Source organism: Arthrobacter sp. AK01, assembly GCF_021109375.1.
Classification (GTDB): Bacteria; Actinomycetota; Actinomycetes; order Actinomycetales; family Micrococcaceae; genus Arthrobacter.
Window position 1 is genome coordinate 1 of record NZ_JAJOHP010000061.1, and the last position, 23863, is coordinate 23863.

At 62.9% G+C, this 23863-nt stretch carries 20 protein-coding genes and 1 tRNA gene; 12 read left to right on the plus strand and 9 right to left on the minus strand.

What is annotated here, in order from left to right:
* Positions 1–79 precede the first annotated feature (79 nt).
* Both LN996_RS18295 and LN996_RS18300 read right to left on the minus strand, forming a co-directional pair.
* Positions 80–1099 (minus strand): LacI family DNA-binding transcriptional regulator, encoded by a 1020-nt coding sequence (locus LN996_RS18295; protein ID WP_231341820.1) that lies wholly within the window; start codon positions 1097–1099, stop codon positions 80–82.
* 14 nt (positions 1100–1113) lie between these two features.
* Positions 1114–2313 carry a Gfo/Idh/MocA family protein gene (locus LN996_RS18300; RefSeq protein WP_231341821.1) on the minus strand — a complete coding sequence of 400 codons (1200 nt, stop codon included), beginning with the start codon at positions 2311–2313 and terminating at the stop codon, positions 1114–1116.
* 215 nt (positions 2314–2528) lie between these two features.
* Between LN996_RS18300 and LN996_RS18305 the strand changes: the two genes are divergently transcribed.
* From LN996_RS18305 to LN996_RS18320, 4 genes are all read left to right on the plus strand, one after another.
* Positions 2529–3491, plus strand: a complete 963-nt coding sequence (locus tag LN996_RS18305) for a carbohydrate ABC transporter permease (protein WP_374202233.1) — start codon at positions 2529–2531, stop codon at positions 3489–3491.
* A 26-nt stretch (positions 3492–3517) separates the two neighbouring features.
* The gene (locus LN996_RS18310) at positions 3518–4429 is read left to right on the plus strand and encodes a carbohydrate ABC transporter permease (protein ID WP_159707050.1); all 912 of its coding nucleotides are present in this window, start codon (positions 3518–3520) and stop codon (positions 4427–4429) included.
* Between the two features lie 27 nt (positions 4430–4456).
* Complete coding sequence (locus LN996_RS18315; protein ID WP_231341822.1) at positions 4457–5797, plus strand: sugar ABC transporter substrate-binding protein; 1341 nt, start codon at positions 4457–4459, stop codon at positions 5795–5797.
* A 105-nt stretch (positions 5798–5902) separates the two neighbouring features.
* The gene (locus LN996_RS18320) at positions 5903–8086 is read left to right on the plus strand and encodes an alpha-galactosidase (protein WP_231341823.1); all 2184 of its coding nucleotides are present in this window, start codon (positions 5903–5905) and stop codon (positions 8084–8086) included.
* 87 nt (positions 8087–8173) lie between these two features.
* On the opposite strand, the gene aroQ is transcribed toward LN996_RS18320, so the two are convergent.
* Positions 8174–8638, minus strand: coding sequence for a type II 3-dehydroquinate dehydratase (gene aroQ / locus LN996_RS18325; RefSeq protein WP_159707044.1), 465 nt, complete (start codon positions 8636–8638; stop codon positions 8174–8176).
* Between the two features lie 129 nt (positions 8639–8767).
* On the minus strand, positions 8768–9952 hold the full coding sequence (locus tag LN996_RS18330; RefSeq protein ID WP_231341824.1) for a MarP family serine protease: 1185 nt from the start codon (positions 9950–9952) through the stop codon (positions 8768–8770).
* Between the two features lie 235 nt (positions 9953–10187).
* Here LN996_RS18330 and LN996_RS18335 point away from each other — a divergent pair, with 235 nt between their 5' ends.
* On the plus strand, positions 10188–10865 hold the full coding sequence (locus LN996_RS18335; RefSeq protein ID WP_011775987.1) for a Crp/Fnr family transcriptional regulator: 678 nt from the start codon (positions 10188–10190) through the stop codon (positions 10863–10865).
* Positions 10866–10932: 67 nt separating this feature from the next.
* On the opposite strand, the gene LN996_RS18340 is transcribed toward LN996_RS18335, so the two are convergent.
* Entirely contained in the window at positions 10933–12087 is a 1155-nt protein-coding gene (locus LN996_RS18340) for an epoxide hydrolase (protein WP_308102740.1), read from the minus strand.
* A gap of 63 nt (positions 12088–12150) precedes the next feature.
* Here LN996_RS18340 and LN996_RS18345 point away from each other — a divergent pair, with 63 nt between their 5' ends.
* Positions 12151–13128 (plus strand): YafY family protein, encoded by a 978-nt coding sequence (locus tag LN996_RS18345; protein WP_231341825.1) that lies wholly within the window; start codon positions 12151–12153, stop codon positions 13126–13128.
* A gap of 84 nt (positions 13129–13212) precedes the next feature.
* On the opposite strand, the gene LN996_RS18350 is transcribed toward LN996_RS18345, so the two are convergent.
* Genes LN996_RS18350 through LN996_RS18360 form a run of 3 tightly spaced genes read right to left on the minus strand, consistent with a single transcriptional unit; the run spans position 13213 to position 14836 of the window.
* Positions 13213–14124, minus strand: coding sequence for an NUDIX hydrolase (locus tag LN996_RS18350; RefSeq protein ID WP_231341826.1), 912 nt, complete (start codon positions 14122–14124; stop codon positions 13213–13215).
* Between the two features lie 17 nt (positions 14125–14141).
* A complete protein-coding gene (locus LN996_RS18355) occupies positions 14142–14678 on the minus strand; it encodes a RidA family protein (protein WP_231341827.1) in 537 nt (178 codons plus the stop codon).
* Between the two features lie 2 nt (positions 14679–14680).
* On the minus strand, positions 14681–14836 hold the full coding sequence (locus LN996_RS18360) for a DUF4177 domain-containing protein (RefSeq protein WP_011775990.1): 156 nt from the start codon (positions 14834–14836) through the stop codon (positions 14681–14683).
* Here LN996_RS18360 and LN996_RS18365 point away from each other — a divergent pair.
* The 5 genes from LN996_RS18365 to LN996_RS18385 all read left to right on the plus strand — a co-directional run bounded on the left by LN996_RS18365 (position 14835) and on the right by LN996_RS18385 (position 22075).
* On the plus strand, positions 14835–17168 hold the full coding sequence (locus LN996_RS18365) for a transglycosylase domain-containing protein (RefSeq protein ID WP_231341828.1): 2334 nt from the start codon (positions 14835–14837) through the stop codon (positions 17166–17168). The genes LN996_RS18360 and LN996_RS18365 overlap by 2 nt on opposite strands.
* A 2-nt stretch (positions 17169–17170) precedes the next feature.
* A complete protein-coding gene (locus LN996_RS18370) occupies positions 17171–18118 on the plus strand; it encodes a metallophosphoesterase (RefSeq protein WP_231341829.1) in 948 nt (315 codons plus the stop codon).
* A gap of 152 nt (positions 18119–18270) precedes the next feature.
* The gene (locus LN996_RS18375; protein ID WP_231341830.1) at positions 18271–20070 is read left to right on the plus strand and encodes an ABC transporter ATP-binding protein; all 1800 of its coding nucleotides are present in this window, start codon (positions 18271–18273) and stop codon (positions 20068–20070) included.
* Positions 20067–21899, plus strand: a complete 1833-nt coding sequence (locus tag LN996_RS18380) for an ABC transporter ATP-binding protein (protein ID WP_231341831.1) — start codon at positions 20067–20069, stop codon at positions 21897–21899. Before LN996_RS18375 ends, LN996_RS18380 begins: the two co-directional genes overlap by 4 nt.
* Before the next feature lie 99 nt (positions 21900–21998).
* A tRNA-Pro gene (locus tag LN996_RS18385) sits at positions 21999–22075 on the plus strand.
* A 168-nt stretch (positions 22076–22243) separates the two neighbouring features.
* On the opposite strand, the gene LN996_RS18390 is transcribed toward LN996_RS18385, so the two are convergent.
* On the minus strand, positions 22244–22471 hold the full coding sequence (locus tag LN996_RS18390; protein WP_231341832.1) for a hypothetical protein: 228 nt from the start codon (positions 22469–22471) through the stop codon (positions 22244–22246).
* Between the two features lie 126 nt (positions 22472–22597).
* On the opposite strand from LN996_RS18390, the gene LN996_RS18395 reads away from it, so the two are divergent.
* Positions 22598–23863, plus strand: coding sequence for a helix-turn-helix transcriptional regulator (locus LN996_RS18395; protein ID WP_231341833.1), 1266 nt, complete (start codon positions 22598–22600; stop codon positions 23861–23863).

Here is a 23863-nt window from a genome sequence, read left to right on the forward strand (position 1 = left end):
CTCCCGCCCGACCCTCAAGGAGCGGCCGTGAAAGGTGATAGAGCATCGGGCCGAACAGGCGAATCGGTGAGAGAGGGTGCTATTTGCAGCCGCAGGACTGCCGGATGATCAGCTCGGTCGGCAGAATGTGGTGTTGCGGTTCTTCCGCTCGGTCCTTCCCCACCAAGGCCCGAACGGCGGCCTCCGCCATCAGCTGGACCGGTTGGGACACCGTGGTCAGTGCAGGCCAACTGTATTCGGAGTCCAAGGAACCGTCGAAGGACACCAATGCCATGTCTTCGGGCACCCGCACTCCGGCCTCGTGGAAGGCCCGGAGGATGCCGATGGCTTGCATGTCGTTGCTGGCGAAGATCGCAGTGGGCCGGTTGGACATGGACAGGAATCGCTTGCCGACTTCGTACCCACCAGGCCGGGTGAAGGGGCTGTGCAGCATGGGCCCGTCCGGCAGGCCCGCCTCACGCAGGGTGGCAAGCCAGCCCACTTCGCGCCCGTCCAACTGGTTTCCGGTATTGGTACCGATGGCCAGCCCGATGTTCTTGTGACCATGCCCTATCAGGTGCTCGACGGCGGCACGACCACCGGCTTCCAGATCCACGCCCACGCTGGCAAAACCCGGAGGAGATCCTGCGTTGTTCAACAGGACCGACGGGATTTCCGAGGCTTCCAACTCCGTGACATCGGGGTCGAAGACGCAGCTGGCCAGGAAGACGCCGTCCACCTGTCGTGCGGCCAAGGTACGGATGTTCTTGCGCTCACGGGTCAGGCTGCCATCGGAATTGGTCAGCACCATTCCGTAGCCCAGTTCCGATGCCGCCTCTTCCACGGCATGGGCCAGATGCGTGAAGAAGGGGTTGGTGTTGTCCGGCACCACAACGCCGATGGTCTCGCTGGACCCCAGCTTCAACGCCCGCGCTGCCGCGTTGGGACGGTACCCGAGGATACGGATGGCGTCGCGCACTTTGGCTTCCGTTGCCGGCGCAACGTTCTTAGGACCACCGTTCACCACATAACTCACGACGGCGGTACTCACCCCGGCGTACCGGGCCACGTCTTTGCGTGTTACCGGGCCGCGCGGGGTTTGTACTGCTGAAGTGGTCATGGGGTAAATGCTAGCTAGTGGATGGGAGCATCACCGAAGTCGCGGATGGGAAGACGTTCACCGCCGCGGAGGGCGGACTCGTGGGCGATGATCCCGGGGAGGGTGAACCGGGCCGCCACCCAGGCGTTGACCGGTGGCAGTGTCCGGTTGTTCACCGCGGTCACAAAGTCATCCACGAGGAACTGGTGGCTTCCTTCGTGCCCGTTGGGTGCACCGAGGAACTCCTGGGGTAGGCGGGACTGGTCATGGACGGGCGCCAGGCCCGAGATGAAGGCATCGCGCAGTTCCGGTGCCACATCTGCCAAGGACGGATCATCGGCAGACATGGTCGGCTTGGTTTCCACCTGTTCGGAGACGTCCTCCACAGTGGACTTGTCCTGCCAGACCGTGGTGGTGGCTAGTTGTTCAAAACTGGCGTCCGTGCCGAAGAAGCGGAAGCGGGACTCACGGATATGCGAGGGATAGCCGACGCGGCGCATCTCGTTGGTGCGCATCGCACCGCCGTCGTTCATTTCAAACAAAGCCGTGGCGTTCGAAAAGTCGTTGGCGAACATGCTGACGTTTTTGTCGAAGACGCCGTCGCCGCGCTGGTCCTTCACGCCGATGCAGCTGACACTGACGGCGTGGCCCGGCACGGCGCCGAGGACACCGCCAATGGCGTGCGTCGGGTACAGCATGGGCGGGTAGCTGGCGGTTTCCTTCCACCGTTCTCCACCGCTGTACTGGTAGGCCTCGTAGAATCCCAGATCCATGTCGTGGACGTAGTCGCCCTCTGTATAGAAGATCCGGCCGAACTTGCCGGCTGCATGCTGCTGCCTGGCGTAGACGGTGGCGGGGTTGTAGTAGCTGGTCTCCCCCATCGCGTAGACCAGTTTCGTCTCTCGGACGGCCTCGATGATGCGAGCGATTTCCTCCTCCGAGATCGCCATCGGCACCGCCGAATAGACGTGCTTTCCGGCGCGCAGCGCACGCTCCACCAAAGGACCGTGGGTCCACCGCTGCGTGAAGATGGCGACAGCATCGACGTCGGACTCCAACAACTCATCAAAGCTGGCTTTGACACCATCCAAGCCCCAGCGTTCCTGGGCTGCGGCGGCGCGCTCCGGGAGCTCATCCACGGCGTAGACCGCGCTGACACCGGGGTGGAGCTTGAACAAATGTGCGAACTGGCTGCCGAACTGTCCGACACCCACTACACCGATCGAAAACGTCATTGTTTACCTTTCCTTGAAGCTGCCGCGCAGCCCATCGAAGCGTCCCCTTTTAGGTTTCACATGAGTCTTCCACCGCGATCTACACGAGTCAACAGATAGAACACATTCGAACATTTCTCACCAAAAATTGCCGTGAACCCTTGTGCTGATCAAATCTACTCGTGTAGATTCCAGTCCAGGTTGTTATTCACATCACAGTCAGGAAAGGGTCGACGATGACCACGCTAACCAAGCAACCGGGGAAAGCTTCGGGGCGTTCCGGAGCCAACCACGGACGCAAGCTTCAACCCGCCAAACGGAGCATGACCAGCCGTCTCGGCGACCTCAGAATCGCCCTCTTCTTTATCTTCCCGGCGCTCATTGGCTTCGTGGCGTTCTTCCTTATCCCCACCATCCGCGGTATCTACCTCAGCTTCACCGAATACAGCATCCTGGGCGAGCCCACCTGGATCGGGATCAAGAACTACACCGCCATCTTCGCCGACGAACTGTTCTGGAACGCCATGGGCGTCACGCTCCAGTACGTCGCACTCAACATCGGATTCCAGACCGTTATCGCCCTGGGCCTGGCCCTGCTGATGCACCGCGTCGCCAAATCCACCTTCATTCGTGGCGCGCTGCTGCTGCCATTCCTGGTGGCCAACGTGATCGTCGCCCTCCTCTGGTTCTGGATGCTCGACTATCAACTGGGCATCGTCAACGAAGTCATGAGCTGGGTGGGCCTCCCCCGCGTCGCCTTCTTCGGCAGCGAACAATGGGCTATCCCCACCATCGCCTTCGTGAATGTCTGGCGGCACATGGGGTACACCGCGCTCCTGATTTTCGCCGGCCTGCAATCCATCCCGAACCACCTCTACGAGGTAGCAAACCTCGACGGCGCGTCCCCGGCACGAACGTTCTGGAGCATCACCATGCCGCTGCTCCGCCCCGTGTTGGTACTGGTGCTGGTGGTCACGGTGATCGGTTCCTTCCAAGTGTTCGACACCGTGGCCGTCACCACCAACGGCGGACCCGTCAACGCCTCCCGCGTCATCCAGATGTACATCTACCAAAAAGCCTTCGGGGAGTCCGACTTCGGCTACGCATCCGCCCTCTCCGTGATCCTGTTCGTCATCCTCGCCCTGGTGGCCTTCGTGCAAATGAAGTTCCTCAAAGGCAACGAATCGGACCTGGACTAAGCCGGATGTGGACTAAGGAAACCGCCATGACTACCTCAACCCTTCCCCGCAATCGCCGCAAGAAGCCCCTCAATTGGCGCCGGATCGGCGCGTGGGTGCTTGTCGCCGTCGCCGTCGCCGTGACCGTTGCCCCGTTCCTCTGGATGCTGCGGACGGCACTGTCGAGCAACAGTGCACTGGCCTCCAACGCCGGGAACCTCCTGCCCGCCGACTTCAGCTGGGGCGCTTTCAAGCGCGTCCTGGGCCTGCAGACCACCGAAGAGGCAATCGCCGACGGCGGTTCCGGCGCGGCCATCAACTTCTGGCTCTACCTCCGGAACTCGGTCATCTTCGCCAGCATCACCACAGCCGGCCAAGTGTTCTTCAGCGCTATGGCCGCCTATGCCTTTTCACGGTTGCGCTGGCCGGGCCGGAACAAAGTGTTCGCCGTCTTCCTGACCACCATGATGGTCCCGCCGATCTTTACGGCGCTGCCGAACTTCCTCATGATCAAGAACCTTGGGCTGTTGAACACCATGGCCGGGATGTCCCTGCCGTTCCTGTTCATGACCCCGTTCGCCATCTTCTTCCTCCGCCAGTTCTTCCTCAGCATGTCCCGCGAGGTGGAGGAAGCGGCAATGCTCGACGGCGCCAAGCACCTGCGCATCTTCTTCCAGATTGTGCTTCCCAACGCCGCAGCCCCTATCGCCACGCTGGTGCTGCTGACCTTTATCGGTCAGTGGAACGAGTACTTCTGGCCGCTGCTGGTGGGCCAGGACGAGAACGTCCGGGTGCTCACCGTTGGCCTCAGCGTCTTCAAGTCCCAGTCCCCCCAAGGCGCCCTGGACTGGTCCGGGCTCATGGCCGGGACCCTGGTCGCAGCGCTCCCGATCTTCCTGCTGTTCATCGCCTTCGGCAAGAAGGTAGTCAACTCCATCGGATTCTCCGGAATCAAGTAACCCGCATCCCCTCTTGAAAGGTTCGTCATGAAGAAAACCCTCGGCGTCGCCGCTGCTGCCGCCGCCATCGCCCTGACCCTGTCCGCCTGTGGCGGTTCCGCCCCCGCCTCCACCGAGGCCAAGGGTGAAATCAATTACTGGCTCTGGGACGCCAACCAACTCCCGGCGTACCAGCAATGTGCCAACGACTTCACCAAGGCCAACCCGGACATCAAGGTCAAGATCACCCAGCGCGGTTGGGACGATTATTGGACCACCCTGACCAACGGATTCGTTGCCGGAACAGCCCCGGACGTCTTCACCAACCACCTCTCCAAGTACCCGGAATATGCCGCCAAGAAGCAGCTGCTGTCCCTGGACGAGGCCGTGGAGAAGGACGGCATCAAGCTGGACGCCTACACCAAGGGACTCCCGGAACTTTGGGTAGGCCAGGACGGCAAGCGCTACGGCCTGCCGAAGGACTGGGACACCGTGGGCCTGTTCTACAACAAGGCCATGACGGATGCCGCCGGAATCTCGGCAGAGCAGATGGCTTCGCTTGATTGGAACCCGAAGGACGGCGGCAGCTACGAGAAGACCATCGCCCACCTGACTGTGGACAAGAACGGCAAGCGCGGCGACGAATCGGGTTTCGACAAGAACAACGTAGCCACCTACGGACTGGGCCTGACGGGCAGTGGTTCGGGCCAGGGCCAGACCGAGTGGAGCTTCCTCACCGCCACCACGGGCTGGACCGCAACTGATAAGAACCCGTGGGGCACCAAGTTCAACTACGACGACCCCCGCTTCCAGGAAACCATCGCCTGGTGGGCCGGACTGGTGGACAAGGGCTACATGCCCAAGCTCGAAACCACGGTGGGCGCAAGCATGCCGGACAGCTTCGGTGCCGGTAAGGCTGCCATCAACACCAACGGTGACTGGCTGATCGGGCAATACCAAACCTACAAGGGCATCCAAACGGCCTTCGCCCCCACTCCCAAGGGCCCTGATGGCAAGCGCGCGTCCATGTTCAACGGCCTGGCCGACTCCATCTGGGCAGGCACCAAGAACCCCGGAGCCAGCGTCAAATGGGTTGAATATCTCGGCTCCACGGCCTGCCAGGACGTGGTGGCCAGCAAGGCCGTCGTGTTCCCAGCCATCGCCAGCTCCTCCGAGATCGCAGCCAAGGCCTTCGCTGACAAGGGCACCGACGTCTCGGCCTTCACTACACACGTGAAGGATGGCACCACGTTCCTCTTCCCGATCGCTGACAAGGCTGCCAAGGTGGATGGCATCATGAAGCCAGCAATGGATGCTGTCATCTCCGGCAAGAAACCTGCCTCCTCGCTGACTGAAGCCAACGACCAAGTCAACAACCTCTTCAAGTAACCCCACCCGTTGTGAGGCCCGCTCTGCGCGTTATTTCCGTCGCGAAGCGCGCAGAGCGGGCCCCACAACTCCCCATATGACCCGATTTGAAAGTGACTCACATCCATGCAACCGCTCCATCTCCGTTCCGCAGGTACCAGCCTGGTGATCAGCACCCACCGCGGAGAGGCTGAGATAACCCACTGGGGAGCTGACCTGGGCGACGCCCTGCCTGACCTGGCGATCCTCAACGAGCCCATCCCGCCGTCCTCGATCGACGCGAACGTTCCTGCGGGACTCCTCCCGCAGGCTTCGTCGTCGTGGCAGGGCCGGCCCGGGCTTCGCGGTCACCGGATATCCGAAGGCGTACCCGGCTTTGATTTCTCAGTACGCCTTCGCCTGGTGAGTGCGACGACGGACGGCACCACCGCCGTCGTGATTCAGTCGGATCCCGACGCCGGTATCACGGTGACCAGCAACCTCACCCTGCACCCGGGCGGGCTTCTCGAACTCAAGCACACGGCCAGCAACGACGGCACGTCGCCCTTCCAGCTGGACGAGTTGGCGACGATGCTCCCGGTGGCGCCGGACGCCGTCGAACTTTTGGACCTGACCGGACGCTGGTGCCGCGAACGCCACCCGCAGCGCCGGGCCATCCAGCAGGGAACGTGGGTCCGAACGGGCCGGCACGGCCGCACCGGGCACGACTCCTCGCTCCTGCTCGCCGCGGGAACGGCCGGCTTCGGCAACAGGCACGGCAAGGTCTGGGCAACGCACCTGGCGTGGAGCGGGAACCATGAGCAATTCGCGGACAACGTTGCGGACGGGCGAACCATGGTGGGCGGTTCGGAGCTCCTGGGACCCGCCGAAGTGGTGCTCCAGCCCGGCGAAAGCTACACCACCCCTGCACTGTTCGCGGCGTACTCAGACCGCGGCCTGGATGGCATCACCGAGGCGTTCTACAGCTGGTTCCGCGCGCGGCCGCATCACGTCGGTGCGCTTTCGGGCAAGCCGCGTCCAGTGGTCCTCAACACCTGGGAAGCGGTCTACTTCGACCACAATCTGGATACCCTGGTCGAGCTGGCCGAGTCGGCTGCAGACCTGGGCGTCGAACGGTTCGTGCTCGACGACGGCTGGTTCCGCGGGCGCCGCGACGACCACGCCGGGTTGGGCGACTGGTACGTGGACCAAACTGTGTGGCCCGACGGGCTGACACCGCTCATCGACGCCGTGACCTCGCGCGGCATGGAGTTCGGGCTGTGGGTGGAGCCGGAAATGGTCAACCTCGACTCCGACATTGCCCGGGCTCATCCCGAGTGGATCGTGGGTCCGTCCGCGGCTTCGCACAAGGACGGTGGCCGGCTGCCCCTGGAATGGCGGCAGCAGCACGTCATCGACCTGGTGAACCCGGAGGCCTGGAGCTACGTTTTCGACCGGATCGACGCGCTCCTGCGCGGCAACAACATCAGCTACCTCAAGTGGGACCAGAACCGCGACCTCCTGGAGCACGGTCATGCCGGCCGGGCCTCGGTCCATGAGCAAACGCTGGCGGCGTACCGGCTCTTCGATGCTCTCCGCGAGGCACACCCGGAGGTTGAGATCGAGAGCTGCTCCTCCGGTGGCGGACGCGTGGATCTGGGAATCCTCGAGCGGACGGACCGGGTGTGGGCATCCGACTGCAACGACGCCCTGGAGCGGCAGACCATCCAGCGCTGGACCGGCGTGGTGGTTCCGCCGGAGCTGGTGGGCGGGCATGTCGGGCCCACTACGTCTCACACCACCGCCCGCACGCACGATCTTTCGTTCCGGGCCATCACGGCCTTGTTCGGTCACTTCGGCATGGAGTGGGACGTCCGCTCGGTCACCGGAGCCGAGCGTGAGGAACTCAAGCGCTTCATTGCTTTGTACAAGGAACACCGCGGGCTTATCCACAGTGGACGAATGGTGCGCGCCGATGTGCCGGACGAGTCGCTGATGGTGCACGGCGTTGTCGCGGACACGCACGACGGCGGCACTCCCACAGGTGCCACGGCCGCACTTTTCGCTGTGGTCAAGACCCGCACAGGCTTCGCCGAGCAGGTGGGCCGGGTGGCGATTCCGGGGCTGGATCCCTCGCGTTCCTATCGTGTCGAGGCGATCTTCCCGTCTCCGGGAGACGCCGACTACGGGCACACGTTCATCGAAGCCAAGCCGGCCCCCTGGCTGGCAACCGGTGCCGAAGCATCGGGGCGTTTCCTGGGCGAAGTGGGGCTCCCTATGCCCGTCCTGCATCCGGAGCACGCCATCGTTCTGCGGCTCACAGCCCTCTGACGCTCTCTCACCTATCGACGGTCTCCCGGGAACCTTCTCTCACCTACCGACGGTCTCCCGGGAACCTTCTCTCACCTACCGCCTGCGTTAGACCGCGTCGGCCAGGTAATCGATGGCCAGCTTGTAGCCCAACACTCCAGCGCCGACGATGATCGCAGTACAGACACCCGACAGGTACGAGTGGTGGCGGAACTCTTCACGCTGGTGGACGTTGGTGATGTGAACTTCGACGGCGGGTAGCTGCACCGCTGCCAGGGCGTCCCGAAGAGCCACGGACGTATGGGTGTACGCCCCCGCATTGATGACAATCCCGACCGCTGTGCCACGCGCGGCATGGATGGCGTCCAGGAGATCGCCCTCGTGGTTCGACTGCACACAGTCAACGGTGAAGCCATGGGCTGCAGCCGCTGTCATGGCGAGTTGCTCGACGTCGGCCAGAGTGGACGTGCCGTACTTTTCGGGCTCGCGGGTACCCAGCAGATTCAAGTTGGGGCCGTTGATCACAAGGATGGTACCGCGACCGGCTTCGGTGGCGGGAGTGGCTTCAGTCATGGCTCCCAATCTATAGCGGCAGGCGGGCGCCGGGGAATCGTGCCCAAGAGGTGAGAGAGCGTTGGCTCAAAACGCTCACGATGTGAGAGGGGGCCCGCCGAAACGCCGCGGAAGGTGAGAGAGGGACCGCTACTTACGGGTGCATTGACCGGCCGAGACCGGGCTGCTGAGGCCGGGTGCCTGTGCCGCCACCGGCTCCAGGTCCGCCATGGTGAGTGCGAAGCCAAGGGCGGCATCAGTGGTGGTCTTGGCGAAGATCAGTCCGGCCACTTGTCCCTGCATGGTCAGCAGGGGGCCACCGGAATTGCCCGGCTGGACGTCGCCGGCCAGCTTATAGACCAACTCCGGCGAGGGGTTGTTGCCGTAAATGTCAGGAACCAGGATGGTGGAAATCCCTTGCACGGTAGCCGGTTTCGACTGGAACGGACCGCCGTGCGGGTACCCGGCAAACGCCGCGGGGCTGCCATCGGGCAGGTCGGTGCCCAGCGGCAACGGACTGGACTGCAAGCCATCCACGGCCAGGACCGCGATGTCCCGCTGGGAGTCGAAGTAAACCACACGACCGGGCAACGCACCGCCGTCGGGAACTTCCACGACCGGCTGCGACACGCCCGCCACGACGTGGGCATTGGTGACGACGCGCCCGGGCGAAACGACGAATCCGGAACCGGTCTGGTTTTGGCCGCATTCGAAGGCGGTGCCTGCAATTTTGAGGACTGATTCGGCCGCTTGGTTCAAGGCCGGAGTGTCGGTTGACTCATTGGGAACGGGCACGGGAGTCACTGGTCCGATGCCCTCGATGAGCTGGGGAATTCCGCCACCAATCACCGTTGACCGCAGCTGGGCCATGGTGCTCTTGACGGGCGTCGGCGTGATGTTGTCGATGTAGCGGATAACCCTGGACTCGGCCAACTGCTGCGAAACGAACGGCACACCCAGCGAACTGACACTGAACGCCAGCATGGACATCACCAGCGCAGCCACCACCACGCTGACCGCACCGCCGATCAGCCTGTCCACCGCGTGCAGGGGCTTGATCCGCACAGCGTGGCGGATTTTGCGTCCGATCATGGTTCCCAGCCCATGACCCAAGGCGATAAGCACGACGGCGGCGCCCACCGTGGCGGTCAATCTCCAGCCGCTGTCGGTCACCCAGCCGCTGACGAGTGGGACGGCGACGAAAGCCGCGATGGCTCCGACCACAAATCCTGCAATTCCACCCAGGGTGACCATAAAGCCGTTGCGCAGGCCATAGATCAGGTAGGACAGCAGCATCAAGATCAATGCCAAATCCAATATCGTCAAGCCAAACACCAATGCTCCTCATAGCCGGGTAGCGCCAATTCTAGATGTTGACCCTGACAGCCCACCGTTAGTCCGGTCACGATCCGGAGCCGCTTATTACCCGTTTGAGGGCCGCCAACAGGCCTTGGATCGCCCCAAACCCGCGTAGTTTCAGCGTTTCACGTGCCAAGTACGTCACAGAAGCCCAAAAATTCTGAAACAATGGCTGAAGCGCCACGACCGAAACTTATATTCAGGAGATTTCATGGACATCGAGGTATTGCGCCGCGCACCCCTCTTCGCCACCCTTGACGACGACGCATTCCGCTTGCTGACGGACGAACTCACAGAGGTGGACCTCTCACGCGGGGCATCGGTGTTCCGCGAAGGCGATCAGGGTGACCAGCTCTACTTCATCGTTTCCGGCAAGGTGAAGCTCGGCCGCACCTCCCCCGACGGACGCGAGTCCCTGCTGGCCATCCTCGGCCCGGGCGAGCTCTTCGGCGAGATGGCCCTGTTCGACCCCAGCCCGCGTACCGCCACGGCCACCGCCGTCTCGGAGACCCGCTTGGCCGGGCTTAAGAACGAAAGCCTCAACGCGCTGCTCCGCACCCGCCCCGAGGTTTCCGCTCAGCTGCTGCAGGCCTTGGCACGCCGCCTCCGCCGCACCAACGATTCCCTGTCCGACCTCGTCTTCTCGGACGTTCCGGGCCGTGTTGCCAAGGCTCTCCTGGACCTGGCCGACCGCTTCGGCCGTCCGGCTACCGACGGCGTCCTGGTTGCCCACGAGCTCACGCAGGAAGAACTGGCCCAGCTGGTTGGCGCTTCCCGCGAAACCGTGAATAAGGCACTGGCTGAGTTCGTTCAGCGCGGATGGCTCCGCTTGGAAGCCCGCGCCGTTGTCATCCTCGACATGCAGCGCCTCCGCCAGCGTTCGCGCTAGGCGATTCAGCCACAGAGCCGCCCCGGTTTCGTACCGGGGCGGCTCTTTTGTTTTGGTTTGCCTTGCGTTACCGCGCGCCGCGAACCAGCCCAAAGAATGTTCGAATGTCGCCGGCCAGGAGCGATGGCACTTCCAATGCGGCGAAGTGCCCACCTTCCTCAAATCGACTCCAGTGCACGATGTTTGAGTTGTCCCGCTCGGCGAAGACACGGATCGTCTGAAAGTCGTCTTTGAAAACTGCCACACCGGTGGGCGCCCCGTTCACCTCTGGTTCGGCGTGGGTGCGGGCGTTGTCCAGGTAACTTCGGCTCATGCCTGCCGCAGCGTTCGCAAACCAGTTCACGCTCACTTCGGTAAGGATCTTCTCGAGCGGGACCAGTGAGGTACCGTTTCCGAACGAGTTGAACAACTCGCTGTAGGCCAGCAGCCCCACAGGCGAGTCACTCAGCCCCACAGCCACGGTCTGCGGACGGCTCGCGTTCATTGTGTTGTAGCCCCCGACAGACTGGAACCACTCCATATGGGCGAGCCCTGCGTAGTCTTGCGGTTCGAGCTTCTCGAACTCGGCCGGGTCACCGGATGGGAACGAGAAAAGCTGCAACACGTGGAGGCCAAGGAATCCGTCCGGGTTCAAGAGACCGAGCTCCCGGGCGACCATCGCGCCGTTGTCAGAACCGTGAATACCGTAGTGGGTGTAGCCAAGCCCGCGCATGAGAGCGTCATAGGCTCGGGCCACGCGTGCGGTGTTCCACCCGGACTCGGCCACAGGATTGGAGAATCCGTAGCCGGGGGCATCCGGGATCACTACGTCGAAGGCGTCCTCAGCCCGGCCACCGTGCGCCACGGGATCGGTAAGTTCATCGATCATGTCGAGGTAGTCGACGGATGAGCCAGGGTAGGTGTGCGCCAGGAGCAGCGGCGTAGCTCCAGCGTGTGGTGAGCGCACATGGATGAAGTGGAAGTGCTGTCCGTCGATCTCGGTGGTGAAGTGCGGAACGGCGTTGATGCGCGCTTCCTGGGTCCGCCAGTCAAAGCTGGTGGTCCACGCGTCCACGGCCTCGCGAAGGTAGGAGTTAGGCGTCCCGGCGTCCCAGTCATCAACAGGTGCCGTCCGGGGCAGCCGGGTCCGGGCGAGGCGCTCCATCAGATCATCAAGTTCGGCCTGGGGAACGTCCAGGCGGAAGTCGCGGATATCGATACTCGCTTCTGTGATATTCATCATGCTTAAGACGATACGGTCGATATAGGAACCCTTTCTTCCTAAAAGAATCAGGAATTTCCCACAATGTCTTCTACAGCTGAACGCCTCCTGGCTCTGCTTTCGCTCCTGCAGTCGCGGCCCGATTGGACGGGTACGGAGCTCGCTCACCGCCTCGGCATTTCAACACGCACGGTTCGCAAGGACATCGATCGATTACGCGAACTCGGGTACCCGGTGGATGCGACCCGCGGGACGACGGGAGGCTACCGCCTTGGTGCCGGCGGAAAGCTACCGCCGCTGCTCCTCGACGACGAGGAAGCCGTCGCCGTCGCTATTGGCCTCCGCACGGCAACCGGTATCGCCGGCATTGCGGAGTCGAGTGCCCGCGCCCTCGCAAAACTTGAGCAGGTGCTCCCGTCGCGGCTGCGGCCAACTGTTACGGCACTGTCGAATGTCGATCGCGCGCCCGAGAACAACGGGACAGATGCGGAAGATCCCGAAGTCAACCACGCAGTTCTCGCCGCCATTGCCGCTGCCATCCGCGACGTCGAGTGGTTCCGGTTCGATGACCGAGGTACGCCCAGGCTTGTGGAGCCTTATCGGCTGCTGAGTTGGCAACGGCGCTGGTACTTGGTGGGGCGTGACCCTGCCTCTGATGAATGGGGCGTCTTCCGCGCAGACTGGATTGAACCGCGGATGCGTACCCGCCGTCGGTTCTCCCCGTTACCCCTGCCGGGCGGTGACTACACCGCGTTCGCGATGCAATCGATCGCCGCCAGCGGTTGGAAAGTGCATGCCCGCCTTCGCGTAGCTGCTCCTGCAGAGGCGGTCCTGGCTCGAATCAACCACGCTGTGGGGGTGGTGGAGTCGATCTCCGATACCGAGTCCGTCTTGGTCACTGGCGCCGACAGCCTCGAAACCATCGCCGCCTACATCGGCATGCTTGGCATGGATTTCACAGTCGAGTCGCCAGCTGCCCTGGTACCCCACTTGAGGCATCTCGCAGACGTCTACCTTCGAGCGATAAACGACGAACCGGCTACGGCTACCGACAGAAAGTGAGCGAGCGTTCGCCCAAACCCAACGGGAGGTGAGAGAGCGACCCACTCAAACAGGCGATCGGTGAGAGAGCGTCGGAATGGGGCTTTAACGCTCCCGCTGGGGCTCTCCAGCGATGGTCCGGGCTGCTTCGACCTCGAGCATCAGGATTCCGCCCTCGTCTACGAGTTTCGCCTGGTACACATGGGCTTTGCGCTTGTAGCTCAGGTAGGCGATGCAGCCGTTGGAGGCAGCCATCTTCTCGAGCATGATCTCGGAGCCGGGTACCAGGAGCTGGCCGAGGGTGAGGCCAACGGTGTTTTGCTGGCCTACTTCGTCTCCGAGTGCCGGGGTCTCGCGGAGGGCAATCGCTTCGGCCGCGGTGACCCAGCGCCCCCACACGCCCTTGCTGCCAAGGATGCTGGGCTGCTGGTTCACGGGGACGGTCGCGGCGAAGTAGCGCGTGTTGAAACGGGTGTGCGCAAAGTCCGGGCTGAGCCAGTTCACCAAGGGCTTCAGAAGGTCAGTGCGAAGGGAGAGTCCACGTTTGGAGAGCATCTCCGTGAAGGACTTCTCCTGGGCTGCCACGGCTTCGCGGGCGCGCATCCAGTCCACAGTGGAGTTGGCCTCAACGGTGGATGATGCGTCGGGTCCCGCGAGCAGGACGCCGGTCTCTTCGAAGAGTTCGCGGATGGCGCCCACCACGTGGCGGCGGGCTAGTCCGACGTCGTCCGTTCCCATGTGCTCAGCCCACTGCTGGGGTGAGGGGCCAACCCACCCTACGGGGTCGTCGTCGGACGGATCCAAAGATCCACCCGGGAACGCGACAACGCCCAACGGCGAGGAGCCTGGCCTGTAACCAAGCCAGGTTTCCAAGCCGGTGGGCGAGTCGCGCAAAAGCACAACGGACGATGCAAAGCGGGCGGCCCTGGGGGTCCGCTCGCCGAGCTCAAGCCAGTTCCGTGCTGCCCCTTCGAGTTCGGGAGGCAGTACAAACAGGCGGCGGGCAAGCTGCGGCAATTGGGTGAACCGGTTCCTTAGCTGAATTCAGCAATGAGCTCGACTTCTACAGGAGAGTCGAGCGGCAGGACAGAAACGCCGACGGCGGAGCGTGCGTGCTTGCCGGCGTCGCCAAAGACCTGGCCGAGGAGTTCGGACGCACCGTTGATCACGCCGGGCTGGCCGGTGAAGGTTGGTTCCGAAGAGACGAAACCGACAACCTTGACGATGCGGGTGATGCGGTCGAGGTCGCCGATGACGCTCTTGACTGCTGCCAGGGCGTTAATGGCGCAGACGGCGGCGTAGCGCTTGGCGTCGTCGGGATCAACGGTGGGCTCATCGGAGGTGCCCAACTCACCGAGGGAGACCTTGCCCTTAGCTTCGAGTTTGCCGTTAATAAAGGGCAGCTGTCCGGAGGTGTAAACGTAGTTGCCGGAGACGATGGCCGGCACGTAGTCGGCAACAGGGGCGGCGACCTCGGGGAGGGTCAATCCGAGCTCGGCCAGTCGCTGCTCAACAGCGGACGTGGGGGCGCCGGATTCCGCGGGAGACGTGGTTTCTGCGGGGGTGGTCATGGTTACTGCTTCTCCCTCTTCAGGTATGCAACAAGGCCTTTGCCATCGGGGCCACCGACGACCTGGACAAGCTCCCAGCCGTCTTCGCCCCACTGGTCCAGGATCTGCTTCGTGGCGTGAATAATGAGCGGAATCGTGGCGTACTCCCATTTGGTCATGACAGAAAGCCTAGCCCTTGCCGGTAAAGTGGAAAACATGGTGACTCGCAAGAACCCACTATTCGACACTGCCACCACCCTCGGAAAGATTCTAGGCTTCCTTGGTGTGAGCGCGATTTGTGGCGTCCTCGTGGCGGGCCTCTTGGTCCCCGCAGCCGCCGTTTCGGGCAGTGCCGCCAGTGGTTCAATCCAGTTCTTTGACACTCTGCCGGCGGAACTCCAGGTGGATCCGCCCAGCCAGAACACAACGATCCTGGCGAAGGACGGCTCGCCGATCGCCTCGATCTATGCGGAGAACCGGACCAAGGTCCCGTTGGACTCGATGAGCCCTTATATCAAGGACGCTGTCATCGCCATCGAGGACAGCCGTTTCTATGAGCACGGCGGTATCGACACCACCGGCATCATGCGAGCCATCGTCAGCACCGCCCGCGGCAACAAGCAGGGCGCGTCCACCATCACGCAGCAGTACGTGAACAACGTCATCAACGAGTCCCTGGTGGCGTCCGACCGCGAAGAAGACGTCAAGCTCAATGGTGGCGGCAAAGGCGTGGGCGACAAGCTCCGCGAAATGAAGCTCGCCATCGCCCTGGAGAAGAAGTTCTCCAAGGAGCAGATCCTTGAGGGCTACCTCAACATCGTGTTCTTCAACCGTGACGCCTACGGAATCGAAGCTGCCTCCAAGTTCTTCTTCAGCACCACCGCCAAGGACCTGACACTTCCGCAGGCGGCCCTCCTGGCCGGCCTCGTGAACAGCCCCTCAGCCTTCGATCCCATCGCGAACCCGGACAACGCGCAGAAGCGCCGCGACCTCGTGCTCGCTGCCATGGTGAACCAAGGCAAGATCACGCAGGCCGAGTATGACGAAGCCGTAGCCACCCCGGTCACCACCAAGGTCACCCCGGCCCGTCAGGGTTGCGCGTACGCCACCATGGCGCCGTACTTCTGTGACTACGTCCTTCACCTGCTCTTCAACAACCCCGCCTATGGCGACACCACGGAAGAGCGCATCAAGCGCGTCCAGCGCGGCGGTCTCACCATCCAGACCACCCTCGATCCGACCGCCCAGACGGTCGCCCAGCAACAGGTCGATGCCACGGCTGGCGCCAACCCGGACAAGTGGGGCGCGTCCATCACCTCTGTTCAGCCGGGAACGGGCCAAATTGTCAGCATGGCCCAGAACACCGTCTGGCTCCCTCAAGAGGGCAAGTTCGATCAAACCCAGAACTTCAACGTCGACGTCCTGGATTCCAATGGAAATGACCTCAACGGCATTGGTGGCTTCCAGCCCGGCTCCACGATGAAACCCTTCACGTTCGCCCAGTGGCTGAACGAGGGCAAGTCGATGAACACGAACATCAACGCAAGCGTCCGAAGGTATAAGCAGAACTTCCCGTGGAGGAACACCTGTCCTGCACCGACGGTGGGCTGGTACGACGCCACCAACGGTACCTTCGATCTTCAGAACTCCGACGAGGGTTATTACCGGAACATGACCGTCCTTTACGGCCTCATGAACTCCATCAACACCGCGACGTTTGCCTCTGCATCCCAGGTGGACCTCTGTGGCATTCAGGGCATCGTGGATGCCACCGGAATCCACGGCGGACTCCCCACCCGTGATGAAACCGGCAAGGTCACTGATCCGAACCCCCAGGTCCCGATGACCACACTGTCGAACCTGATTGGTGCAACCCAGACTGCGCCGCTGACCATGGCAGCCGCATTTGCAACCTTCGCTGCTGACGGCAAGTACTGCGAGCCGATCGCCATTACGTCGGTCAAGGACCAGTCCGGCGCGGAGCTGCCGGCCCAGTCCTCCAACTGCAAGGACGCCGTCAAGCCCGAGGTTGCCCGCGGCGTTGCCTACGCCATGCAGGAAGTGCTCAACGCGGGTTCGGGTTCCTTGATCCGCCCGGCGCTTTCCACGCGGAACAACTTCCCGGTAGCAGCCAAGACCGGTACCAACGACTCCAACGGCTCCACGTGGGTTGTTGGTTACACCACCGGGCTGGCAACGGCTTCCTGGTTCGGCGACCCGCTGGGTGACCAGCTCCGCCCGGGCCGAAACCTGACCGTCAACGGCAAGTTCTACCCCTCCATTGACGGTTACATGATTGCCGGTCCGCAGTTCACCAACTACATGTTGTCGGTGGCTCCCGCGTACGGAACCAACCCGTTCCAGGCTCCGCCTTCCAACTTGCTCGGCACGGCTGCCCCGCAGCGCAACACAACGCCGGCACCAACGACGCCGAACCCCGCACCGTCCTCAGGAAACAGCGGCAACGGGAACAATGGCAATAACGGCAACGGCAACAACGACAAGGACTAAGCGTGTCCTTCCGTGATTCACTGGCAAACCGCGTCCGCACCGTCGGGCGCGGTTTCGCCGTCACTACAGCCCTTGGTGCAACAGCCGGAGCGGCAGCAGCTGCCTATGGTTGGTGGGAGAAGGACCAGTTCGAGGTCCGCCAGGAAACACTTCCGGTCCTCCCCGAGGGTTCAGCGCCGTTCCAGGTCCTCCACCTGAGCGACATTCACTTCGTCCCGGGCCAGGACAAGAAGGCCCAGTGGCTCCAGTCGCTGGCCGATCTGAAACCCGATCTTGTGGTCAACACGGGCGATAACCTGAGCCACACCAAGGCCGTCGATCCCTTGATCCAGGCACTTCGCCCGCTGCTGGAGTTCCCGGGCGTTTTCGTGCCGGGGTCCAATGACTACTACGCGCCAAGAATCAAAAACCCGGCCGGATACTTCCGCGGGCCCTCAAAGCTCAAGACTGAACCCATCAAGCTCGACTGGCCCAAGCTCCGGTCAGCCTTCGGCATGGGCGGTTGGATCGATCTCACCAACCGCGCCCAGTCAGTGGTCCTCAACGGACTCCGCTTCGATTTCTCCGGAGTCGACGACCCCCACCTCAAGCGCGAGCGGTACGCCGGCTGGCCCCGCGGGACCGTGAACCAGGACGCCCGCCCGCACCTCAAGGTCGGTGTCATCCATGCTCCGTACCAGCGCGTGCTGGACCACTTCACCGAAGCTGGAGCGGACGTAATCTTTGCCGGGCACACCCACGGCGGCCAGATCTGCATCCCTGGCTATGGCGCCCTGGTCTCCAACTGCGACCTCCCCACGTGGCGTGCAAAGGGACTCCACGACTGGGAAAGCAAGGAATTCACGACGCCGGTAAACGTCTCAGGCGGTATCGGCACCTCACGCTTCGCGCCGGTCCGGATCGCCTGCCGCCCGGAAGCAGTGCTGCTGACGCTCACGGCACGCAGCTAAACACCGAGGGATCATTACGATCCTCAATAACTGGGTCAAACATTTCACCTACGTTGCGTAGTCCTGTGAAACGAATCACGCCATGGCATAGGGTAGTTGCTACGGGAAACTACCTCCGCACCATCTGAAGATCCAGCTGTTGAGAAGCGGGCATGTCCAAGCAAACGTCATTTTTCACCTCCGTCGGCCGGCTGTACCCTCATGTGCGGCCAATCCTCCCCCGCCTGTTCATGGGCCTGATATGCGCCCTGCTGGCAAGCATCGTGGCGCTGACGATTCCGCAGGTACTGCGGGTCCTCGTCAACAACTCCTTGCAACCCGGCGGTTCCACGGACGCAGTCTGGATTGCCGCCGTCGTGATCCTTGCGTTGGGTATTGCTGAAGCGGGGCTGGTGGCGTTGCGCCGGCAGTTCGTCATCAACCCCGCCACCACCGTTGAGACCCGGATGCGCGTAACGCTTTACGGGCACCTGCAACAGCTCACCGTGGCGTTCCACGACCGCTGGGGTTCGGGCCAATTGCTCTCCCGCGCCATGACGGACCTGAGCTTCCTGCGGCGCTGGATGGCCTTCGGCGCGATCATGCTGGTGGTCACGACGTTGACGGTGATCATCGGCGTCGGCGTGATGTTCTCCATGAGCTGGCAGCTCGCCCTGATCTTCCTGGGCGCGGCGGTACCGATCATGATCAACTCCTTCCGCTTCCGCCGCCGGTTCAGCCTGGTCACCCGGCTCAGCCAGGACCAGGCCGGCGACCTCGCCACCACCGTGGAGGAATCCGTCCACGGCATACGCGTCCTGAAGGCCTTCGGGCGCAGCCGCGAAGCGTTGGAGAACTTCAACGGCCAGGCCGAGGAGCTTCGGCAGACCGAGATCGCGAAGGCCAAGCAGCAAGCCGGCTTCACCTTGGTTGTTACTTTGCTGCCGGAACTTGCGCTGGGCGTCGGGCTGGTGGTGGGCATTATGCTGGCGGCCAGCGGCCAGCTGAGCATTGGCTCGCTGGTTGCCTTCTTCGCAACCGCCGCCGTGGTGGCCACTCCGGTGGAATTCTCGGGCATGCTGCTGGCGATGGCCCTGACCGCGAAGACCGCGTTGGACCGCCACTTCGAGGTCATGGACACGGAAAACACCATTACTTCCCCGGATCACGCCACGGTGCCGGAGACCGTGAAGGGCGCCTTGCGCTTTGAGCACGCGGGTTTCGGGTTCGACGACGGCGGGTCGCTCCTGCACGATCTCACCCTTGATATCCGTCCTGGCGAAACGATGGCCCTGGTGGGCATCACCGGCAGCGGCAAGAGCGCCATGCTCCAACTCGTCCCCCGCCTTTACGACGTCACCGAGGGTGCTGTGACCATCGACGGGGTGGATGTCCGCGACTACGACATCGACGAGCTCCGGAGGATCGTGGCCGTTGCCTTCGAGGACACCACCTTGTTCTCCAGTTCAGTGCGCGACAACGTCCTCCTGGGCGCTCCGGATCCCAGCGACGCCGCTCTGGACGAGGCCTTGGACGTGGCGCAGGCCCAGTTCGCCTACTCATTGCCCGACGGCGTGGACACACTCATCGGTGAGGAAGGGCTGAGCCTGTCCGGCGGCCAACGCCAGCGCATCGCCCTGGCCCGGGCCATCGCGGCCAAACCGAAGGTCCTGGTCCTGGACGATCCCCTGTCCGCCCTGGATGTGAACACCGAGGAACGAGTGGAGGCCCGCTTGCGCGAGGTCCTCCGCGAGACCACCACACTGATCGTTGCGCACCGGCCATCCACTGTGGCTTTGGCGGACCGGGTGGCGTTGCTCGAAAACGGCACCATCACCGCCGTCGGAACCCATACGGAACTGTTGGCCGACAACGATCACTACCGCTACGTCATCGCCAGCCTGGATACCGGTCCGAAGGACCTGGACACCGAACTGGACGAACTCGAAGAAGCTGAGGAGGCCCGCCGGTGAGTGCCACAACCTTTGGAACCGCCAACGAGGACAACACGCTCCTCACCAAGGCAGACAGCAAAGCCGTACGACGCCGGTCGCTCACCTTGCTTGCCTCGCTCATCCGCCCCGTGCGGTTGCGTTTCTGGCTGACGATCGCGATGGTGGTGGTCTCGCAGCTCACCCGGGTTGCCGGGCCGGCGCTGATCGCCTTCGGGATCGACAACGCCCTTCCCGCGCTGCAGGCAGGCGACAACGGCCCCTTGGTGCTGGCCGGTGCCCTGTATCTGGCAGCTGCCATCGCCACGGCCGGAATGACAGCACTGTATGTGACGTCCACGGCCCGCCTGAGCCAGGCCATGCTCCTGGATCTCCGGCTGCGCGTTTTCCGGCACACCCAACGGCTGAGCCTGGAATTCCACGAGAAATACACCTCCGGGCGCATCATTGCCCGGCAGACGTCGGACCTTGAAGCGCTCCGCGAACTCCTGGACTCCGGCGTCAGCTCCTTGGCGTCCGGCATGCTGTTCATGCTCTTCACGGCCATCACGGTGTTCGCGCTGGATTGGCGCAGCGGTCTGATCATGCTCGCTGCCGGTGTGCCCATGTTCTTCCTTGCCCGCTGGTACCAGAAGCACTCGCAGATCGCCTTCCGTGAATCCCGTGTGGTTTCAGCCCGGTTGATCGTGCACTTCGTGGAGACCATGACAGGCATCCGCGCAGTGAAGGCTTTCCGCAAGGAACCCGAGAATGCATCGCGGTATGGCGAGTTGGCCGAGGATTACCGCAAGAACACTGTCCGCTCCATCAACCTGAACGGCATCTTCCAGCCGGGCCTGGTGCTGATCGGGAATGTCTGCGTTGCCGTGGTCCTGCTGTTTGGTGGCTTCCGTGTGCTCAGCGGAGACCTCGCCGTCGGCGTCCTGCTGGCCCTGATCCTGTCGACCAAGCGCTTCTTCCAGCCCGTGGACCAGATGGCGATGTTCTACAACTCGTTCCAGAGCGCACAGGCAGCATTGGAAAAGGTGTCGGGCCTCCTTGAGGAAGTTCCCACGGTCCGTCCGCCGAAGACCCCGGTGCCGCTGAAGAGTTCGCGGGGCGAGATCGATTTCCAGTCTGTGGAGTTCGGGTACGGCGACGGCCAGGTAGTGGTTCCCACGATGGACCTGCATATCCCGGCCGGGCAGACCGTTGCCTTGGTGGGCCAAACCGGCGCCGGCAAATCGACGCTGGCCAAGCTCGTGGCACGCTTCTATGACGTCACGTCCGGGGCGATCACCCTGGACGGCATCGACCTCAGGGACTTGTCCACCACAGACCTGCGCCGCGCCGTGGTGATGGTGACCCAGGAAGCGTTCCTCTTCAGCGGATCAGTAGCTGACAACATCGCGCTGGGCCGGCCCGAAGCATCCCGGGCGCAAATCGAGGCCGCCGCGGTTGCTGTCGGGGCTCACGAGTTCATCACCAGCCTGCCCGAAGGCTACGACACGGACGTCAACAAGCGCGGCGGGCGCGTGTCTTCAGGCCAGCGACAGCTCATTGGTTTCGCCCGGGCATTCCTGGCCGCACCGGCCGTGCTGATCCTCGACGAAGCAACGTCCTCTCTGGACATTCCGTCCGAGCGCATGGTCCAGCAGGGACTTGCGCAGCTTCTGGAAGGCGTGGCGGGTGGGAACTCTGCCCGGACGGCAATCATCATCGCCCACCGCCTCTCCACCGTGGAGACAGCCGACAGGGTCCTCGTGGTCCATGACGGCCGCATCGTGGAGGACGGGACGCCGGCCGAATTGATCAGCGGAGGCGGACGGTTCGCCCAGTTGCACGGGGCCTGGCGGGACTCGCTGGTGTAGCTTTCCTGTGGGTCCAGGCAGTGACGAGGGACACTCCCTCCTCGATTTCGCATCACGGGACGTTTCGGCTATTCTTGAACAGTTGCTTTCGCAGCGGATCGGGATGTAGCGCAGCTTGGTAGCGCGCTTCGTTCGGGACGAAGAGGTCGCAGGTTCAAATCCTGTCATCCCGACCAAACACGGAAATGGCGTCGAGAAATCGGCGCCATTTTTGTTTGCCGGGACCGGTCCTGACCTCCTCGTGCGACCGCCGGCGAATAGTCCAGGCCATGCATACCCCTTAGGGCAAAGAAAACCCCGGGGCGTCGCTCGTAACGCCCCGGGGTTTCTTCACTGCAGTTGATTTACATAGGATCCGGCCAGTTGCCGATGGACAACGTCGTGTACGTCGGCGGCGTGGATGTTGTGGACTTCGTCGGCGCAGCGATGCGCATGGGATCAGGCCAGTTGCCAATGGCACTGATGGTGCTGCTGGAGTCCACTGCCGGAGCAGCAGACACGACTGCGGGAGCCGCAACCGCTAGTGTCAGTGCGCCCGCCACGGCCACTGAAGCGATGATTTTCTTGAACATGGTATTTCCCCAATGCGAGTCGGATTCGTTATGGAAATTGCGCGGTCCCTGTTGACATACATTGTAAAATGTTTTCCACAGAGACTGTCAAGGTTTAGGTCAAAAGACACCTGTAGGAGGGGACCCGTGGGAAACGGATTCGGCGAGAAGCTACGTGCCGAACGGCTCGAACGTGGGTTAACGCAGGCCGAGCTCGGCAAAAACCTGTATTCGCCCAGCTACATTTCGCTCCTTGAGACCGGCCGGCGTGAGCCCACAGCCGAGGTCATCGAAGAGCTGGCCCGCCGGTTGGAACTGGCGCCGAAGGCCTTGGAAGCGTGGAGCCAACCCGTTTCCGTAAGCGACGCCGAATACGTCCTCGCTGGACTCTATGCCCGGCAAGCCTGGGACCTTCGCGACTACCAACTCGCCGCCAGCCACGCTGCCACCGCCGCTCAGATCGCCCTTGAGGCCAAGAACAACAGCGCCTGGTGGAACATGACGTACATGCAGGCCGAGTGCGTGATGAAGCAGGGCCACCTCAAAGAATGCCAACAGATCGTTGAACATCTGCTGGAACATCCCATGGCCACCGAATCCGCAGGCCTCGGAGTGCGTGCGTGGCAGATGCTTGCCGCAGTGTGTCACGGACAAGGTCAGTTGGCCACCGCCGTCGAACATGCAAAGCAGGCAGTGAAGCTGTGCGAGCAGCTGCCCAAGGGATCCACCCTCATCATCGGAGCTCACCGCGCCCTGATCGGTGCCCTTGCCGAGAGCGGCAAGCTGGACGAAGCATGGACGTACTGCCTGGCCATGATCGATCACATGGACGAGCACTCCATGTCGCAGCTGGCCGGGGAAGTTGCCTGGGTGGTGGGCAACGTGGCCTTCATGCGCCACGACTACGTCGAAGGCATCAAGCACCACGAGCGTGCAGCCAAGCTGCTCTCCCCAGCCAACGACATCGAGCTGTGGGCCCGGTTCAACAAGGCCTCCGCAGCGGTCCGCTTGTCCTCGGGCATCGTGGAGCCGGAAACACTGTCCGCCATTGAGCGCGCCGAACTGGCGCTGTCCATCGTGGGCGGAAACAAGACGGACCAGCTGGAGGTCGCCTTCATTCGCGCCCGCTGGCTGTACCTGACCGGCGACATTCCTGCCGCCGTCGAGAAGCTCCGCGAAATCCATGCCGACCGAAAGGTCCTGGCCCGACACACCGCCGGCGAGGTTTCGCTGCTGCTGGGCAAGTCCCTGAAAGCAGCTGGGGAAGCCTCTGAGGCGCTGCAGTTCCTGGAAGAGGCCCAGCACGACTTCAGCGCTGCCGGGGCCTCTGACAGGGTCCAGCAGGCCATGGATGCCGTCCTCGAGATCCGCCTCGCCGAGCGCCGCGCCGCGAAGGAACACTCCGGAGCCTGA

What these genes read in the sequence shown, in the direction of transcription:
- LN996_RS18355 (WP_231341827.1), bottom strand. Translation starts at nt 14,678, where the DNA reads ATGACCACCCCCGCAGAAACCACGTCTCCCGCGGAATCCGGCGCCCCC.
- LN996_RS18335 (WP_011775987.1), top strand. Translation starts at nt 10,188, where the DNA reads ATGGACATCGAGGTATTGCGCCGCGCACCCCTCTTCGCCACCCTTGAC.
- LN996_RS18360 (WP_011775990.1), bottom strand. Translation starts at nt 14,836, where the DNA reads ATGACCAAATGGGAGTACGCCACGATTCCGCTCATTATTCACGCCACG.
- LN996_RS18300 (WP_231341821.1), bottom strand. Translation starts at nt 2,313, where the DNA reads ATGACGTTTTCGATCGGTGTAGTGGGTGTCGGACAGTTCGGCAGCCAG.
- LN996_RS18295 (WP_231341820.1), bottom strand. Translation starts at nt 1,099, where the DNA reads ATGACCACTTCAGCAGTACAAACCCCGCGCGGCCCGGTAACACGCAAA.
- LN996_RS18345 (WP_231341825.1), top strand. Translation starts at nt 12,151, where the DNA reads ATGTCTTCTACAGCTGAACGCCTCCTGGCTCTGCTTTCGCTCCTGCAG.
- LN996_RS18310 (WP_159707050.1), top strand. Translation starts at nt 3,518, where the DNA reads ATGACTACCTCAACCCTTCCCCGCAATCGCCGCAAGAAGCCCCTCAAT.
- LN996_RS18315 (WP_231341822.1), top strand. Translation starts at nt 4,457, where the DNA reads ATGAAGAAAACCCTCGGCGTCGCCGCTGCTGCCGCCGCCATCGCCCTG.
- LN996_RS18320 (WP_231341823.1), top strand. Translation starts at nt 5,903, where the DNA reads ATGCAACCGCTCCATCTCCGTTCCGCAGGTACCAGCCTGGTGATCAGC.
- LN996_RS18340 (WP_308102740.1), bottom strand. Translation starts at nt 12,087, where the DNA reads ATGATGAATATCACAGAAGCGAGTATCGATATCCGCGACTTCCGCCTG.
- LN996_RS18365 (WP_231341828.1), top strand. Translation starts at nt 14,835, where the DNA reads ATGACAGAAAGCCTAGCCCTTGCCGGTAAAGTGGAAAACATGGTGACT.
- aroQ (WP_159707044.1), bottom strand. Translation starts at nt 8,638, where the DNA reads ATGACTGAAGCCACTCCCGCCACCGAAGCCGGTCGCGGTACCATCCTT.
- LN996_RS18375 (WP_231341830.1), top strand. Translation starts at nt 18,271, where the DNA reads ATGTCCAAGCAAACGTCATTTTTCACCTCCGTCGGCCGGCTGTACCCT.
- LN996_RS18390 (WP_231341832.1), bottom strand. Translation starts at nt 22,471, where the DNA reads ATGTTCAAGAAAATCATCGCTTCAGTGGCCGTGGCGGGCGCACTGACA.
- LN996_RS18305 (WP_374202233.1), top strand. Translation starts at nt 2,529, where the DNA reads ATGACCACGCTAACCAAGCAACCGGGGAAAGCTTCGGGGCGTTCCGGA.